General features: G+C 32.2%; 26 protein-coding genes and 1 pseudogene. All 27 read left to right on the top strand.

The window, feature by feature from the left end:
* Positions 1-59 precede the first annotated feature (59 nt).
* On the top strand, positions 60-599 hold the full coding sequence (locus DEU40_RS20220) for a hypothetical protein (protein WP_110011523.1): 540 nt from the start codon (positions 60-62) through the stop codon (positions 597-599).
* A 39-nt stretch (positions 600-638) separates the two neighbouring features.
* Entirely contained in the window at positions 639-1799 is a 1161-nt protein-coding gene (locus DEU40_RS20215) for an RHS repeat-associated core domain-containing protein (RefSeq protein ID WP_110011522.1), read from the top strand.
* Positions 1800-1802: 3 nt separating this feature from the next.
* On the top strand, positions 1803-2219 hold the full coding sequence (locus tag DEU40_RS20210) for a hypothetical protein (RefSeq protein WP_110011521.1): 417 nt from the start codon (positions 1803-1805) through the stop codon (positions 2217-2219).
* A gap of 109 nt (positions 2220-2328) precedes the next feature.
* Positions 2329-2793, top strand: a pseudogene (locus tag DEU40_RS20205) (hypothetical protein); the annotation flags it as partial.
* A gap of 98 nt (positions 2794-2891) precedes the next feature.
* Positions 2892-3266 carry a hypothetical protein gene (locus DEU40_RS20200; RefSeq protein WP_146207889.1) on the top strand — a complete coding sequence of 125 codons (375 nt, stop codon included), beginning with the start codon at positions 2892-2894 and terminating at the stop codon, positions 3264-3266.
* A gap of 1 nt (position 3267) precedes the next feature.
* The gene (locus DEU40_RS20195; RefSeq protein WP_110011518.1) at positions 3268-3666 is read left to right on the top strand and encodes a hypothetical protein; all 399 of its coding nucleotides are present in this window, start codon (positions 3268-3270) and stop codon (positions 3664-3666) included.
* 189 nt (positions 3667-3855) lie between these two features.
* Positions 3856-4008 (top strand): hypothetical protein, encoded by a 153-nt coding sequence (locus DEU40_RS22530; protein ID WP_181398011.1) that lies wholly within the window; start codon positions 3856-3858, stop codon positions 4006-4008.
* Positions 3954-4949 (top strand): hypothetical protein, encoded by a 996-nt coding sequence (locus DEU40_RS20190; RefSeq protein WP_110011517.1) that lies wholly within the window; start codon positions 3954-3956, stop codon positions 4947-4949. Before DEU40_RS22530 ends, DEU40_RS20190 begins: the two co-directional genes overlap by 55 nt.
* A gap of 12 nt (positions 4950-4961) precedes the next feature.
* Positions 4962-5498 (top strand): STM3941 family protein, encoded by a 537-nt coding sequence (locus tag DEU40_RS20185; protein ID WP_146207888.1) that lies wholly within the window; start codon positions 4962-4964, stop codon positions 5496-5498.
* Between the two features lie 20 nt (positions 5499-5518).
* The gene (locus DEU40_RS20180) at positions 5519-6067 is read left to right on the top strand and encodes a hypothetical protein (protein ID WP_110011515.1); all 549 of its coding nucleotides are present in this window, start codon (positions 5519-5521) and stop codon (positions 6065-6067) included.
* Between the two features lie 39 nt (positions 6068-6106).
* Positions 6107-7165, top strand: coding sequence for an RHS repeat-associated core domain-containing protein (locus DEU40_RS20175; protein ID WP_110011514.1), 1059 nt, complete (start codon positions 6107-6109; stop codon positions 7163-7165).
* 15 nt (positions 7166-7180) lie between these two features.
* Complete coding sequence (locus DEU40_RS20170; protein WP_146207887.1) at positions 7181-7585, top strand: hypothetical protein; 405 nt, start codon at positions 7181-7183, stop codon at positions 7583-7585.
* 122 nt (positions 7586-7707) lie between these two features.
* On the top strand, positions 7708-8124 hold the full coding sequence (locus tag DEU40_RS20165) for a hypothetical protein (protein WP_110011512.1): 417 nt from the start codon (positions 7708-7710) through the stop codon (positions 8122-8124).
* On the top strand, positions 8099-8674 hold the full coding sequence (locus tag DEU40_RS20160; protein ID WP_110011511.1) for a hypothetical protein: 576 nt from the start codon (positions 8099-8101) through the stop codon (positions 8672-8674). The genes DEU40_RS20165 and DEU40_RS20160 overlap by 26 nt, the downstream gene beginning before the upstream one ends.
* A gap of 112 nt (positions 8675-8786) precedes the next feature.
* Entirely contained in the window at positions 8787-9875 is a 1089-nt protein-coding gene (locus tag DEU40_RS20155) for an RHS repeat-associated core domain-containing protein (RefSeq protein WP_228406578.1), read from the top strand.
* A 12-nt stretch (positions 9876-9887) separates the two neighbouring features.
* Positions 9888-10178 (top strand): hypothetical protein, encoded by a 291-nt coding sequence (locus DEU40_RS20150; protein ID WP_110011510.1) that lies wholly within the window; start codon positions 9888-9890, stop codon positions 10176-10178.
* Positions 10179-10266: 88 nt separating this feature from the next.
* Positions 10267-10686, top strand: a complete 420-nt coding sequence (locus DEU40_RS20145; RefSeq protein WP_110011509.1) for a hypothetical protein — start codon at positions 10267-10269, stop codon at positions 10684-10686.
* A gap of 82 nt (positions 10687-10768) precedes the next feature.
* Positions 10769-11551, top strand: coding sequence for a hypothetical protein (locus DEU40_RS20140; RefSeq protein WP_110011508.1), 783 nt, complete (start codon positions 10769-10771; stop codon positions 11549-11551).
* A gap of 55 nt (positions 11552-11606) precedes the next feature.
* The gene (locus DEU40_RS20135) at positions 11607-12038 is read left to right on the top strand and encodes a hypothetical protein (RefSeq protein ID WP_146207885.1); all 432 of its coding nucleotides are present in this window, start codon (positions 11607-11609) and stop codon (positions 12036-12038) included.
* A gap of 61 nt (positions 12039-12099) precedes the next feature.
* Complete coding sequence (locus DEU40_RS22705; RefSeq protein ID WP_228406575.1) at positions 12100-13155, top strand: RHS repeat-associated core domain-containing protein; 1056 nt, start codon at positions 12100-12102, stop codon at positions 13153-13155.
* Between the two features lie 6 nt (positions 13156-13161).
* On the top strand, positions 13162-13704 hold the full coding sequence (locus DEU40_RS20125) for a hypothetical protein (protein WP_110011506.1): 543 nt from the start codon (positions 13162-13164) through the stop codon (positions 13702-13704).
* 39 nt (positions 13705-13743) lie between these two features.
* Positions 13744-14172 (top strand): hypothetical protein, encoded by a 429-nt coding sequence (locus DEU40_RS20120; protein WP_110011505.1) that lies wholly within the window; start codon positions 13744-13746, stop codon positions 14170-14172.
* Between the two features lie 38 nt (positions 14173-14210).
* Positions 14211-14414, top strand: a complete 204-nt coding sequence (locus DEU40_RS20115; protein ID WP_110011504.1) for a hypothetical protein — start codon at positions 14211-14213, stop codon at positions 14412-14414.
* 153 nt (positions 14415-14567) lie between these two features.
* The gene (locus DEU40_RS20110; RefSeq protein WP_110011503.1) at positions 14568-14834 is read left to right on the top strand and encodes a hypothetical protein; all 267 of its coding nucleotides are present in this window, start codon (positions 14568-14570) and stop codon (positions 14832-14834) included.
* Positions 14835-14898: 64 nt separating this feature from the next.
* The gene (locus tag DEU40_RS20105) at positions 14899-15360 is read left to right on the top strand and encodes a hypothetical protein (protein ID WP_181398010.1); all 462 of its coding nucleotides are present in this window, start codon (positions 14899-14901) and stop codon (positions 15358-15360) included.
* Positions 15361-15441: 81 nt separating this feature from the next.
* Entirely contained in the window at positions 15442-15897 is a 456-nt protein-coding gene (locus tag DEU40_RS20100; RefSeq protein ID WP_110011501.1) for a hypothetical protein, read from the top strand.
* A 1-nt stretch (position 15898) separates the two neighbouring features.
* Entirely contained in the window at positions 15899-16246 is a 348-nt protein-coding gene (locus DEU40_RS20095) for an enoyl-CoA hydratase (RefSeq protein ID WP_110011500.1), read from the top strand.
* Positions 16247-16479 lie beyond the last annotated feature (233 nt).

Genomic DNA, 16479 nt, shown 5'->3' with positions numbered 1-16479 from the left:
ACTATTTAGTTTCGTATTATATAGAACTGTAGTACAAATATTATTAAAATAGAAAACCTATGGAAAAAGTTTGGAATTATGTACACTATACAATTTTTAATTTTTACAAGATTATATATAGATTATTATCTTATATAGATCCTTTTAGATTCCTTTATAAAATTCCTGCAATAAAAAATTTTTATTCTAAAAGAGGAATTGAAGATATGAACCAATTTACTGACGATGTTATTTTTAATGATAAAGTATCAGGATTGCATAGCATTTGGGCTAGTATTCAAATGGGAGGTTTAATAATTCTTATAGAATATGGATTATTTAATATTTTTCAGGCAATATTAGGGAAATCGTTAATACAAATCTTTTGGGAGCCAGGAAGTTCATATAAATGGATATTTGTAATAGGGCTGTTAGTTATGCCTTGGATTATTAACGAGAGATTACTGTTTAAGAATAATAAATATTTAAAATACTTTGATGAATTTGATAGAGAGCCTAAAAAAATAAGATATAAACATGCTTGGATTAGTTTAGGAATTATTGTAGGAATTATCACGTTCTTTGTCTTAAGTTTTATTCCATTGTCAAAAGTATATTAATTAGATAATGTTCCAAACAGGTTGGTAATAAATTAGAGTATTGAAAATCAATACTCTAATTTTAAAAACATCACAGGCGCTCTTGAAAGTACAGATACCAACAATTATTATCCTTTTGGGCTGAACCATATTTCAAATTCGTTCAGTAATTCAGGTTTCGGAAGTTTCTACAGCTATAAATATAATGGTAAAGAACTTCAGGAAACAGGATTATTTGATTATGGCTGGAGACAATATATGCCGGATTTGGGAAGATGGAATGGTATGGATCAGTTGTCTGAAATATATGCTTCCACCAGTCCTTTTGCGTATGTAGTCAACAACCCGGTTTCAATGCGTGATCCTGACGGCAGATGGATGGATGCCAATGGGCATATCGATACTTCCGGAAACTCTAATCCTTTCAGAGATATGGCTCAGTCTCGAATGAGGATGAATGAATTTCTAGGGCGACATTCAGGAGAAGGCGGAGCTGGGGGCTATCTGGCTTTTGGACAGACTCAGGCATATACAGACTTAATGACTGCTTTTTTTAATAAAGGAGAAGTAGGTATTAGTAATCATGGGGGAGCTTTAAGATGGTGGACTAGTATGCCTGATAGCTACGATGAAGAAGGAAATCTTGTGAAAGGAGTTGGTGTGTTGGGTATTTTGATGTTTAAAAACTATTCTGTAGACAATATTGATTGGAATTATACCGGAAGTACATTTTGGAATGCTGCTAAACTAACGGCAAATATGGCTGATTTTGCATATAGCAGAATGGCTGATTACCATTTTTATGACGGACCATGGATGAAGAGGGGATGGAGAAATGCAAATGGAGTATGGAATGATGCAAGCGTTTTGGCAAGGCAGGCAAATGGGAGGTTTGTGAGAGGTGTTGCCGGAAAAAGAATTGCCGCCGCCAATGCAAAAGCTTTTGCTGGGTCTTTGGGTGGTATAGCTAAAAAAGCTAGTGTAATTGGTTATGCTATGGATGGGTATGAAATAATTAAAGATGGTAAAGTAACTGTTGGAGAAGCTGCTAAAATGAGTATTAATGTAATAGCAGGTTCAATTGGTCCTGTGGGATGGGCATGGATGGCAGCAGATATAGGAGTTGCTTTATTTAATAATGGAACAGGTTTAAATGATATAATTGCATCGGAAATTGATAGCGCAACAGGAGGTGCAGCGATAAATATAAATCCTTTTTAAAAAATGGAAAGAATAAAAAAAAAAATCAGATATATATATTGGTTAGGGGCTAATGTACAATATAGATATTTTGGAGAAAGGGGAGATAATGGCATCTACATAATAACAATGTTAATAATAACAGTTTTACTAAATATTTTTGCTTTTTTTAGAGTGTTATTTTATGGACATGTGAGTCTAGGTGATACAACAGTAATTGAAAAATTAGCAGTTGTAGTAATTGTCCTCTTAATTTATCATATAATTAGTAAATCTTTTATAGGTATTCCTATCAAAGATAATGAAGAATTTAAGCACGTTTCCAAAAATAAAAGAATTTTTCATACAGTACTTTTATATGTTTTTTGGGCTTTTTTATTTTATGTATTTCTAGTTATCATGAGTCCAACTTTTCATCCAAGGCAGCTAAAATTTTGGTAATATCCAAATGTGTTGATAATAAATTAGAGTATTGAAAACCAATACTCTAATTTTAAAATATAATGAGGAAGAGCTTTAGGAAATAGGCATGTAAAGCTACGGTTGGCGGCAGTATATGCCGGAAACAGGCAAATGGTACGGTATAGATCAGCTGGCAGAAGCCTATACTTCTACAAGCACATATGCGTATGTTGGCAATAACCCGGTTTCACAGTTTGATGTAGACGGCAGATGGATGGATGCCAATGGGCATATCGACACTTCCGGAAACTCTAATCCTTTCAGAGATATGGCTCAGTCTCAAATGAGGATGACTCAGTTTATGGGGCGAAACCCCGGAGAAGGCGGAGCTGGGGGCTATCTGGCTTTTGGAAATACACAAGCATATACAGACTTAATGACTGCTTTTTTTAATAAAGGAGAAGTGGGTATTAGTAATCATGGGGGAGCTTTAAGATGGTGGACTAGTATACCTGATAGCTACGATGAAGAAGGAAATCTTGTGAAAGGAGTTGGTGCGTTGGGTATGTTGAAGTTTAAAGGAGATAATAATGACTCTATTGGGGATTATTAAATAATGCAAGTACTGCTCAATCTTATGCAACAAATGGAATTGGGCTCACCTTAGGAACTACTGCTCAGGTATCAAATGACCTTGTAAACGCTGGTAAGATGATAAAAACATCTAATATTTTCAAAACTTACAATTTATATAGGAGTAATGGTTATTTGAATGGAAACAAATACATTTCCGGTGTAAAATTTATGAAAAATGTAAAAGCTATTAATGCTGTAAATAATTCTAAATTGGTAAAAGGAGTTGCAAGATTGGGATTGTTAATTTCATTTGAACAATTCAGAGAATCCCACCATCCAGGTTATATATCGAGGGGAATCTCAAGTTTTTTATCGGGTTTTGTTCCTTATGTAGGCCCTGCTATATCCTTGGGTATCGATAATACTGATGTAAATTACTGGAATATATGGACATGGGGTGCTATGAATAGGGGGAGCAATCATTATGATTATTTAAATATTGAAGACTAATATGAAAAATTTTACGACTAAAATTAAAAATGCTTATTTGTATGCTTACTATGAGTGTTATCTGCAAACACATATTTATTATAAAACACATAAGAATAAAAATTTTTATTCTTCTATGACTTTAGGTTTTGTACTTTTTTTCTTATTGGTTTTTCCCTCTGTTATTTTTTTTGGGAATAAATTTGAAATTGGGAAATGGATGTATCTTATATTGATAGGAATTGCTTATGCTCACTTATATTTTGATTCTTGGTTAATAGGCGAAGACGATTTGACAGAAAAGATTAATGCCTTTTATGCAAATAAAGATACAGTAAAAGAATCAAGAAAGATTTCATTAATTTTTGTATTCCTATGTATTATGTTTTGGGTATTTGCAGTAAAATATGATTACTATTAATTGTGGTAATGTTCCAAATGTATTAATGATAAATTAGAGTATTGGGGTAATGTTCCAAATATGTTGGTAATAAATTAGAGTATTGGTTTTCAATACTCTAATTTTAAAAATACTAGTAAAAATGTAAAGTTGAGATAATATTGGGGATAGCCAGAGCAGAAGAAAAGAGAAAATAGGCTATTTAAAATATTGAAGATCATATCAGGTGTTTCAGATGTGTTGGTGTTTAATCCGAAAGTTTCTACAGCTATAAATACAACGGGAAGGAACTTCAGGAAACGGGCTGGCTGGATTACGGCTGGCGACAGTATATGCCTGATCTGGGAAAATGGAACGGGATAGACCAGCTGGCAGAAAGCTATCTTTCTACCAGTCCCTATGCTTATGTTGCGAACAATCCGGTTTCACAATTTGATGTAGACGGAAGGTGGATGGATGATAATGGACATATCGATACTTCCGGAAATGCAAATCCTTTCAGAGATATGGCTCAGTCTCAGATGAGGATGACTCAGTTTATGGGACAAAATCCAGGAGAAGGTGCAGGCGGAGGTTACACTTTTACTGGAACAGATGCAGGTTCCATATTCAATTATTTTGTAAATAGAGGAAACTTCTCCGAACTTAGCATTGGAGATGGTAATTTAACTTGGTGGAAGGGAACACCTACTTTAACCTCTTATAGTGGAACAGATATACATGGAGATATAGATCTCGGCATAGGGTATAACGCTAAATTTAAGGACATTCCATTAGATGCCTATAAAAACTGGGCAGATTGGGGCGCAAGTACTGCTGGAGGAGGATTTAAATATCTTGCTGATCGAAGAACAGCTCTGTATAATAGTGGATATTGGATTGATAATCTTGGACAAATGAGAAGTACAACCTATGCAGGAAGAGCCAGAGGATCGTTGATAGGACTTAGAAGTGATTATGTGCGAACCACTACAATGCTTGGAAAATATGCCAAAAGAGCAGGTTATGTAGGATATGGGATCAGTGCTGCACAAATAGGATATGGAATGTATAAAGATGATTGGAAGTTTGGTGTTAGAGCTCAGATAGCAACAGCGAATGTGGCTGGAGGAATGGCTGGAGCAGCAGCAGGAGCTTGGGCATTAGGTAAACTTGGCGGAGCTATAGGAACTCTTGTTGGGCCTGAGGGTACAATTATTGGTGCAGCAGTTGGTGGTATTGTAGGTGGTATTGTAGGAGGAGTTTGGGGAGGTGATATTGCAGAAGGTTGGGCAAGTAATGTCTTGAATAAAGCTGATTATTAAATATAATAAATAATGAATACAATTGAAATAAAAAGCAGTAAAACAAAATTAATATTATTAGTATCAGGCTCACTGATATTTATGATATTAGGTATCTTTTTAGCCGTTAGTCCTCACAAGTTTGCTTCTTTTATATTTAGAAGTGTAACATTCATACGTATGGTAGGAATTGTAGCAATATTGTTCTTTGGATTATGCTTGATAATTTTAATAAAAAGCTTGCTCACAAAGAAATTTAATCTAATAATAAACGAAAAAGGAATTATTGATAATTCTAGCTATGTAAGTGTAGGTTCAATTTTTTGGAGTGATATTAACTCAATAAAAAAAATTGATGTTATGTCAACAAAATTTTTACTTATTAATGTAAAAGACCCCAATAAATACTTAAATAAAGAAAGTGGTATAAAGAGAAAAATATTAGAGAGAACATATAAAACATATGGTACGCCTATTTCGATTTCTTCCAATACACTATCTTATAATTTTGATGAGCTCGAAAAAGCAATTTCCAAATTTTATAATGAATATAAGAGTGCTCCGAAGTAAAAATAAAATAGTAGAAATACATGGAAAAAACTTGGAACTATATTCACTACTTTATTTATTTATTTGAAGTTAAAACTTCCCAAATAATAACTTATCCTATTACACTAATTTTTGATTTGATTTATAAAGTTCCTTTTATAGCTAATACGCTCAAAAAGAAAAATAGTTCACCACAAGAAATAAGACTAGCTAGTAAAAATGCAATAAACAACCGTGTATATGGACAAAATATAACTATTTCAGGGATTCAAATGGGAGGTTTAATAATTCTTATAGAATATGGTTTGTTCAATATTTTTCAGGCAATAATAGGGAAATCATTAATACAACTCTTTTGGGAGCCAGGAAGTCCATATAAATGGATATTTGTAATAGGGCTGTTAGTTATGCCTTGGATTATTAACGAGAGATTACTGTTTAAGAATAATAAATATCTAAAATACTTTGATGAATTTGATAGAGAGCCTAAAAAAATAAGATATAAACATGCTTGGATTAGTTTAGGAATTATTGTAGGAATTATCACGTTCTTTGTCTTAAGTTTTATTCCATTGTCAAAAGTATATTAATTAGATAATGTTCCAAACAGGTTGGTAATAAATTAGAGTATTGGTTTTCGGTACTCTAATTTTAAATATAACGGCAAAGAACTTCAGGAAACAGGATTGTTTGATTACGGCTGGAGGCAGTATATGCCGGATCTGGGAAGATGGAACGGGATAGACCAGCTGGCGGAATCTTATCAAATGGCAAGCCCATACGCCTATGTTCTTAATAATCCCATTTCTTTTCTGGATCCGGATGGCAGAGATGTAAAACCAACTTCAGGCGGTTATGAGTTTTCAGGCAGTGACTTGCAAAATGTAATGACGTATCTGCAGCAAAATGGCAGCCCGCGAAAACTAATGAGCGCATTATCTGCATGGGAAGAAGGAAATAGCGGAGGCGGAGATTTTTGGGGATATTTTGGTTCATGGAATGCTTTCGGAGCTGCAGGTGGGGACGTTGGAGGTAGTCTCTACGCATCTACATGGGGAGACGGAGCCATGGGAGCTACTGTATATGATATACAGGAGATTGTTTTTACCAAAACGAAATTAGCTGATGTACAGTCTGAATGGTTTAAGAAGCAACAGTTAGAAGCAGCATGGAGACAGCCAGGGCGAGCTCAGATGATAGGAGGGTTAGGTGACTTCTTAGGTATCTTTGACATTGGAGGCCAGGTAATAAGTACATGGAAGCCTGAAAACAGGTATCTTGCAATGGGTGCCGGAATATTGGCAGCTGTATCATTGAGAAAGCCAGGATTGGCAACTGCTGAAATGCAGGCAGAAAAAAACCTTGCATTAGGCTTAGGTGATGATTTGTTCAATTTTGCAGAAAAGAACTCATTCCATACCTATAGAGATTTTTCCACAGGATTTAATAAAAGTAAAATATTAGATGCTATGAAAAGTTACGATAAAATACATTTTAATACAACAGGATTTGGGAAAATTAAATTTTCTAAATTCGACCCTAAAGCACCTCTTACATTCAGAAATTATACAAACTGGGAAATGCATACTATTATGAATGACGCTTCATTATTACAGAAAACAATATTTTATAATAAAGCGGCAGATGGTACTTATAAAATATTAGATAGTTATTCACCATTTTATTAAATATAATCTAAAGTCATGATATATAACTCAAATAGAAAGTTTAAAATGTGGGCTTATATTGTAAGTCATTCATCATTATTATTACGTAGTGAGATGAAATTTCCTGATCAGGATAATTATACTGAAGATCAATCTTATAATATTGATTTCGAGTTCTGGGCAGTAAATTATATTAATATTCCAACGATTCTTAATAATATTATAATTAAAGAAATTACAGAAAAAGATTTTCCAATGGAAATCGATAAAAACTTATTGAAATATAATATGAAGATTTTCGAACTAGAATCGGAGGAAAAGAAATATTATATAATTGCTGGAGGACTTTTAATAGGTAAAAACCAGTGGGTAAATCAAGACAGAATTCATGATTCTAATTTAAATTTGGAACATGATGAAGTTATTCTAATTACGAATTAAAAAATTAACGAAATATTCCAAATGTATTGATATTAAATTAGAGTATTGGTTTTCAATACTCTAATTTTAAAATATAACACTAAAGAACTTCAGGAAACATGCATGTTTGATTATGAGCAAGAATGTACATACAGGCTACTCTCAATGCTATTTCCACCAATGCTCTTAACAATGAAAGTAGTATTACCATTCCTTTTACACAGAACGGGCTGGATGTTTATTATACCAAGAATGCTTTCCCTACGGGAAGCGTGACACTTCTTAGTGTTAACTATTATGATCAGTATCCGTATGGTCCACTTGGTGTTGATGTTGAAGTAGCTCCTTTTGTAAAGCCATCTAAGGTAAACCTGGGACAAGCAGCAGGAGGTAATCATGGTGGTGGATATGTAGAGTTTACAGTCCCTAAATCGGGTATTACGCCTACTCCTTATATTGGTGGTGTGGGAAATTCTGGAAGAATTATAGTAGAAGGACGTATGCAATTGGATATAAGAACTTTGAACCCAAAATATGTTAAGCGTTGGTGGCCTTTTTAATGAGAATATGAAAAAAATAAAATTAGAATATAACTTGTGTGTATTTTTATTTGCTTATTTAAATCAAGCTGATTTATCATTACACAGAGCGGGATGGACAAGCATCAAAGAATTGAAAAATTTTTACCTAAATCAGGTAAATCCTAAAGATGTAGTGAATTTTTTAATATTAAATGCTGATATAGATATTAATAAGTTAGAATATTTTTACGGGATAAAAGAATATGGTTTTAGAAAAATTATCCTTTCTCGAATATATTTCTTACTTGGATTTTCTCCTGTTTTTCTTAAGGATGAAATTTATTATATATGCCAAAAGTTAGTGAATTTTGCAGAAATGCTTGAAAAAGATACTGAGGTTCATCCTTTAGAAATGGAAAAATTAAGATTAGAATTATCAAAATTCTCATTAGGAATATTAAGATATAAAATATCTTATAAAGACTATAGTAAAGCATTAAAAATTGAACATTACATGCAGCATGATGGACTCAAGGATATTAAAATAAAGGAGTTTATAAAAAAACTTCCCGATCCATCTGGATTATAATGTATTGGTAATGTTCCAAACATGTGGTAAAAGGAACTCTATATTTACCAATACAAAGACCATTTGGGAAATGTAAGGTTTCTTACGGAAGAAACAGCGCAGGGCTTTTGAGATTACAGATGCTAACGATTATTATCCTTTTGGGCTAAACCATATCTCAGGGGCATTTGGTACTTCTAATTTTGGAAGTTTTTACAGTTACAAATACAATGGCAAAGAACTTCAGGAAACAGGATTGTTTGATTATGGCTGGAGACAGTATCTGCCTGATCTTGGAAGATGGAACGGAATAGACCAGCTGTCAGAAAGCTATCTCTCTACCAGTCCCTATGCGTATGTAGCCAACAACCCGGTTTCACAATTTGATGTAGACGGAAGATGGTTTAATGAGGACGGAACTATTGATACTTCAGGAAGAACGCCCGGGTTTACCAGCGGAAGGCAGATGTATAGCCAGTTTCTGGGACAAAGACCTGGAGATGGTGGAGGAAATAGTGCAATGAGCGACCCCACTCCTAAAAGCAGTACAGGTCCCGGAGTTATAGAAAGATTTATAAGTTGGCTGTTTGGAGGAAATAAAAAAAGATCTAATAGATTAACTGTAGGGACACCTGAAAGATTGCCAGATGGTCATACTAGACTATTTGGGTTAATTAAAAATGCTAATGGACAAAGCCCCTTAGAAGCCTATAGGGAAAGCCAAAGTAATAGTCTTTATAATCCGGGAGAAACAAGCTTAGACAGATCTTTCAGATTAATTAGCAGTTCTCACATTGAAATAATGCAAGATTTTGGTGGCGGTGGCTATAATATGTTTGGAGGATATGGTAGAATTACAAAAGCTGCAAATGCATTAGCGGCAACAGAAGAAACTGGAAATAGTATATCTAAAATACTTTCTTCTACAGATGAGTTTGATCCATTAGTTACTTTATTTAGAGGTACAACTGGCTCTGAAAGCGGAAGTTCATTATTATTCTTAACTGATGATGCCGCAGTTGCTTCAACTTACATAAAAAATGGGGGTCAATTGATGCAATATGAAATTAGTAATTCAGGAATATATCAATTAAGATATACTGGCCAACTTGATGTCTATAAAGGAATTAATCAAGGTTCAAATGTAATTTCTACTGAATATAAATTTATAGGAAAAGATGTAGTTAATGCTGTTAATAAATTAGCAAAACCTTATCCTTAAACTTAAAATAATATGAGTAATAAAAAATTTTGTTGTGAAAGACTAGAAGGTGCATATAGTGTACAGAACGGATTTGGTCTTAATTTTAGAATTGTGAAATTTTCTGAACCATTATACAGTAAATTAAAGCTTATTAACCCAAACATGTTGGATAAAGGATTTGTTATGACATCAGGTTATATTCATACAATTAATGATGAAAGAACAATGAGTTTATTCATAAATAACTGTCCTTTCTGTGGTCAAAAATTAAGTGATTTTTACAAATCGGATGATTATGTACAAGAAATCATAAATGATTGATCATGTTACACCAAACTAGTGGCAGCGTTTAACTCGCGCCCATACAAAGTGGAGTCATTTTACAAAAAAGCTTAAAATAATTTAAATTATGAATGATAAATCATTAATATATATTTCTATTTTTAAAAGAAAAGGTGGGGAAGGCTTAAATACAAAAGTAATTAATAATAACAATAAAAATTGTTATATACATTTATTAAATGAGCTTAGAGAAAATGAAAAACCTCTTATAGTTTATTATAAAAATACTTTGAATTATTTTATACTCACTAATTTTAGAATTATAAATTGTTATTCTGGAAATCAGTGTATTATAAATTTAAATGATATTATTGAAGTTCAGCTTGCATTAAAAGAAGAATTTAATGATAGGGTAATGGATAAGGAAAAATTTACTCGTCTAAAAATAAAGACTAAAAGTAATGATTACTTTATATTAAACCTTGAAGAAGGAAAACCATACCAAGGTTTATATCAAGTTTTGCATTTTATAGTAATGAATAATTAAAAATGGGTAATGTGCCAAACGTGTTGGTAATAAATTAGAGTATTGGTTTTTCAATACTCTAATTTTAAAAATATTATTAAAAATGGTGATTGATCCGGATGGGAATGATATTTCTTATTCAGGGGAAGCTGCACAACAGGCTTTTAAAGCCTATGTAGCAACAATGTCTACAAGTACTGAAACTTCGGGAGGTAATATTTTTACTGGGTTTGGCTCTAACCCTTTTGATGATCACTTCAATCAGTTTGGACAGTTTTTATACACGGACAATAAAAGAACAAATAATATTGTTATTGATTTTCAGAATCCCATTACAGGAAAATTAAATACAGCTCCGTGGCTTTCAGTGGAATTAAAGGATTATATATTTAATAAAGATAATGCATTTGTTTTAGCAAATATAGCTAATCATTATGCTGAAGAGGCTGGTATTAATTTATTGAGCCTTAAAGGAAATAGTATGTCTGTGGGAATTGCAGATTATCATTTTGACGCTGGGAAAATGGTTGGTAAAATTTTCCGTTTTAACGGAGGTGAATATAATCCAGATGCTTTAATGCAGGCAAATAAGGGATCTAAAACAGTCTCTTTGATGGTTGGCAATGGAAAAGCTCATCCATATTATAATGATAAAAACAATATGATTTCTGCATTAAGTCATGAGGGCGGAAAAATAAGTCACTTAACAGTAAATCCTGATGATATTAATATATCTAAACTAGATTTAGCAAAAGAACATATTAAAATTTATGAATATCAAATGGCTTCTCCTCTTTTTAAGAAAACGACACCTGAATTTCAAAAATTAATGAAAAAAAATTATAACGATGATAAATGGTATTATAACACGTACAGGGCAAAGTAAATTTAAAATTTATGTATTTCTATTGATTATCTTATTTATATCATGTAAGAAACCTATGTTAAAGAATGATAATGTTGTTTGTTCTTTCCAAAATTTAGTATGTGATTATTCAAAAGATAGTATAAGGATAAAAAATGTAGAAACTTTTTTACTTTTTGGGAATCCAACAAATGATACCCTTAAAATTTCTCTTAAAGATTTTCAAACAAACTATCGACATATTTATGAAAAAGATACATTTAAGATAAATTTTGAAGCATTAACTCCAATTTCTATTCCACCACATGATTCCCTAGGGTTACCTTGTGTGTCAACAATTGACAGGAATTTTGATAAAAAAAATACAATCTTTGAAAAAGGTTTTTCAGTTATTAATGTTAGATCCCAAAAAGGAGTTTCTCATGCGCCGGGCTATAGATTAAAACAGGTACATGAGTTTCAATTATATCAAAAATGGGGAAAAAGAAATGATAATATAAGTTTATGAAATAGTAAATCTTTGGATTAATGCTACCATCATCAACCAATCTCTGAAAGTAGCAAAAGAGATGAAGGGATATGAATTATTTTATAATAATTTCACTGTCGTTACCGGAGTATTTTATTATTTGGATTATAATAATTGTAAAGAACTCCAGGAAACCGGGATGTATGATTACGGCGCCAGGATGCTGATGCCTGATCTGGGAAGATGGGGTGCCATGGATGCCATGTCTGAGAAATACAGTGCATGGAGTCCTTATAACTATGCCATCAACAATCCTGTGATGGTGATTGATCCGGATGGGAATGATGTTATAAATACGGGGGCTGGGATGACTGCTATAGGTGCTGATGCACAGTTTGCTTTTAAAGCGTATGTAGCAACAATGTCTACAAGTACTGAATCTTCAGGAGGTAATATTTTTACGGGGTTTGGTGGAGCTCTTGGAGAAGATCCAAAACCTGGTTTCTGGGGAAGAGTAAGCAATTGGTGGGATCGTTTGTTTGGTAGGAATAGAAATAAAGTAGAAGTTGGGCAAGTGGAGAGGGTCTCAATGAGCTATGGACAAACAGCATTGTTTGGACTTATTAGAAATGCTAATGTAAATGCCAATGATGAAAGTCCATTAGAGCGATATAGAACATGGAGAGATAATCCTCTCTATCATGAAGGAGAAAGCTGGCTGGATAGATTCGCCAGAAATGTCAACAGTAGCCACATGGAAATTCTTCAAGATGAAGGAAGCGGTGGGGGATTGATGTTTGGTGGTTATGGAAAGACTATAGCTACTGCTGAAAAGGTTTCTATGACGTCAAGAATTGCTGCTGAAGCAGAAGCAAATGGTATTTTAAGTACTCAAAGAGGAATTAATCCTGCAAAAGTTGCCGAATATTTTGAACAAATGTCAAATGGTACTTACAAACCTACAGGAGGTGCGGGATATATCTATGAAGGGAAATATATCTTAACAGATGGGAATCATAGAATGAATGCGGCTATTCAGCATGGAATAGAAAGTGGTAATTTTAAATATGTTGAGGAAATAATCAATAAGGGAAATTTTATAAGAAGAAATCCTTTGATAGATAATTATAAAGTTTATAAACTACCTGTAAAATAAAAAATAATGTATAAACAAATAATGCTTTTCAATAAAAATATCAATTTGGAAATTGGAAATGTATATGTAATTTTTAATAATTACTTATTACAAGAAGACAAATTAGATCAATCAGAAAAAATCTTTTACATTAATTTACCTTTTTATAATTCTATTAAAATTCCAGAATATATAAATGATAAGGATTTATCTATTGAGAAATACAAAAAATTAATTAAAAAATACAATTTAGAATTTATTAAACCTCAAGAAATTATTGATGTATTTAATCAGTTAGTTTATGCAATTATCAATGAGATTGAAAGCCGTAATATTTTTATAATTGGGACAATGGGAATATCTTTTGAAAATATAAAGTTAATCCTTAAAGAGTTAATAAATATTGCGAAAATACATGAAAAAATATTCGTTTTTGTACAAAATGAATCAAAAAACCTTAATATTATAGAAAAAGTTGATCTCTTGAAATTAAATGATTTTGAAACTTGGTATGTAAATAAGTTAGAAAACAATGATGATAATGCATTTGTATTTAGGCAAAGAAGGTAATGAAAAAGTATATACATTTCCTGTGAAACCCACAAGATAATGAACAGAATATCTATAATAAATTCAAAGGAGTTACAAACCTTAAAGGATATGAATGAGTATGTTTTCGTTAATTTCGCTTATGATAATGCTCTAAAAATAAGTTATTTTTACGATGAAATTAGGAAGAATGAGAGAGTTAAATTAATTAATTTATTTAAGCAATTAACAGGTATTGAAATTAGAGTAGATGATACCTTAGGTAAATTACATATAATTTTACTAAAATTATTAATTGATGGAAAAAAAGATAATATCGTTATTAGCAATGTTGGGTTCCATATGATATCATTTGAGTTTTTGATTGATAATTTGAAAAAAATCTTTGAACATCTAAAAGAATTAGTAAATAAAAATGTAATCATAGTTGACTGTAATCTTAATAATCCTGAGGATATTAAATATTTAGAACAATATTTCAAAGCTTAAACCTCGATGGTTCGATTTTTAGCTCTTTACTGTAAAAAATGAAAGAATTAATTTATTCAAAAATAAAAGAATATGATCCTCAATTAGAAGATTTTGAAATTTCATATTCAAATCACCCTTTAATTCTTAATGATTTAGTTTCCTTGTACAAAGAAAGAAATAAGATGGCTAAAAGTGAAAGCATAAAAGAATTAACATCTGAGATTTTAAATAATCTTCTTTTAATTAAAGACGATCATTGAATATGTAAAATTTGTTGTTGTAAGATATTATATTATGAGTAGGCTGTTTGTTTTTGCAGAAGACTATTCAAAAGTTTTTTTGATTTTACATCTTCAGCTAATTGAATATTATAGAAATGAACAGTGCCATCAAAATAAATTTAATATCTAGTTATGAAGCTAATAATAAGAATAACAAAAATAGTAGTAGGATTTTTCTCTTATCTGTTTTTAAGTATTTTCTATCAAAAATCTTTTGGCCAAGAACCTTTTAATAATGCTTTTTCAATGGGCTTACCAAGATTTTACTTTGAGTTTTATTCAAGTGATTGTCAAAAGCTTAATGGAAGTAGTATTGGACAATTCATAATTAATGTAGCTATTTATACAAGTATAGTTCTATTATATTATAAATTTATTTTTAAAAAGAAAGTCAGATAAGTGTACTGGTAATAAATTAGAGTATTGGTTTTCAATACTCTAATTTTAATGATATTGTGGACAGTTGGTATTGTATGTCCCAAAGCAGGTGAGAGCGTCTCGATCATGTCCTCTGCTAAGAATAATTGCAAGACAATGGTTTTTATTCTACCATTCTATAGATTTACACCATAGAGATGCCATATCTGAGAAATACAGCGCGTGGAGCCCTTATAACTATGCCATCAACAATCCTGTGATGGTGATTGATCCGGATGGGAATGATATACAAACCTATACAGGGGATGCAGCAGTAGCATTTGGAAGGGCTTTGCAAATGAATATGTCTACAAGTACCGAATCTTCAGGAGGTAATATTTTTACGGGGTTTGGTGGAACTCTTGGAAAAGATCCAAAACCTGGTTTCTGGGGAAGAGTAAGCAATTGGTGGGATCGTTTGTTTGGCAGAAATAAAGGGGCTGATATTTTAACGCTTACAAGAGGAGCTGAGGTTTCCAGGGCAGTTGAAGTTGGAGAACCAATATGAATTGCTGAATTTTTCTCAGCTATAGAGGTAACGTCAGTAGCCGTAGGAGCAGCAACTTTAGGAGCCGTGTTAACACCTGTCATGATGAAAGATCCTGCATATGATTGGACTAGAGATTTAGATTTATCTGGAGAAATTTCCAAGGGTGATAATAATAGAAATGGTATATTATTATATAGAGGGGTTTCATCTTTTGCACACACTAAAACACAAACTATGATGTACAATGAGGCATTATTTGGAATTGCTATTCCTAATGGATTTAGGTCTGGTGAAACAGCACATTGGAATATGGATGATCATGCTGGAAGTGATAATTATTCTGTTTTTACATCTTGGACAACAAATAAAGAAACTGCAAGATATTTTGCTAAGGGAGTTAGCGGAAAATCAGAAGGTGTGATATTATCAAAAAGATTTAAAATTGGAGTTAATGCTATTCCTAATGTTTCAGAGACAGGAAAAAGAATGCAAGAAAACGAATGGTTAATTTTTGGACCAGTAATAAGAGCTAATGTAGAACATATAAAGCCATAAAATGAAAACAGAAGAAGAGATTTTTAATTTAATAAAAAAAAGTATCAATATAAAGGGAGAATTTAAGAATTATCATATAAGATTGAGTAATGGAAGATTTGATAGGGAGAATATGATTGGAGTATATAGTATAAGAGAGGGGATAGCTATCAATCAAAAAAACTATAAGCTTGCAGAACAAATACATCAATTACTTATTGGACTAAAAAATGATTCTGGAATTATATTAAAGGGTGTAACTATTCAAGGTGAAAATTATTCTGGAATGTATTATCTAAGTGCCAACTATGAAAAAGTGATTGGGTATTTAGAAAGTGAATTTGATGAAAATGGTAACTTAATAAATTGAATCGATTGATGGTAATAATCTTCCCTAAGCTGGCATGATTGTCTCGCTCGTGTCTTAAATAAATTAAAGCCATTGCTTTTGCAGTGGCTTTATAGTCTTTTTTTATCAAGAAACAGCACAGGCGCTCCTGAAATTATCGATACCAACAATTACTATCCCTTCGGGCTGAACCATATCTCCGGACCGTTCAGTACTTCAGGTTTTAGAAGTTTTTACAGCTACAGATACAACGG

The organism is Chryseobacterium sp. AG844, from assembly GCF_003182335.1.
In the GTDB taxonomy this organism is placed as follows: Bacteria; Bacteroidota; Bacteroidia; order Flavobacteriales; family Weeksellaceae; genus Chryseobacterium; species Chryseobacterium cupriresistens.
This window is presented reverse-complemented; position numbering and strand designations above follow the sequence as displayed.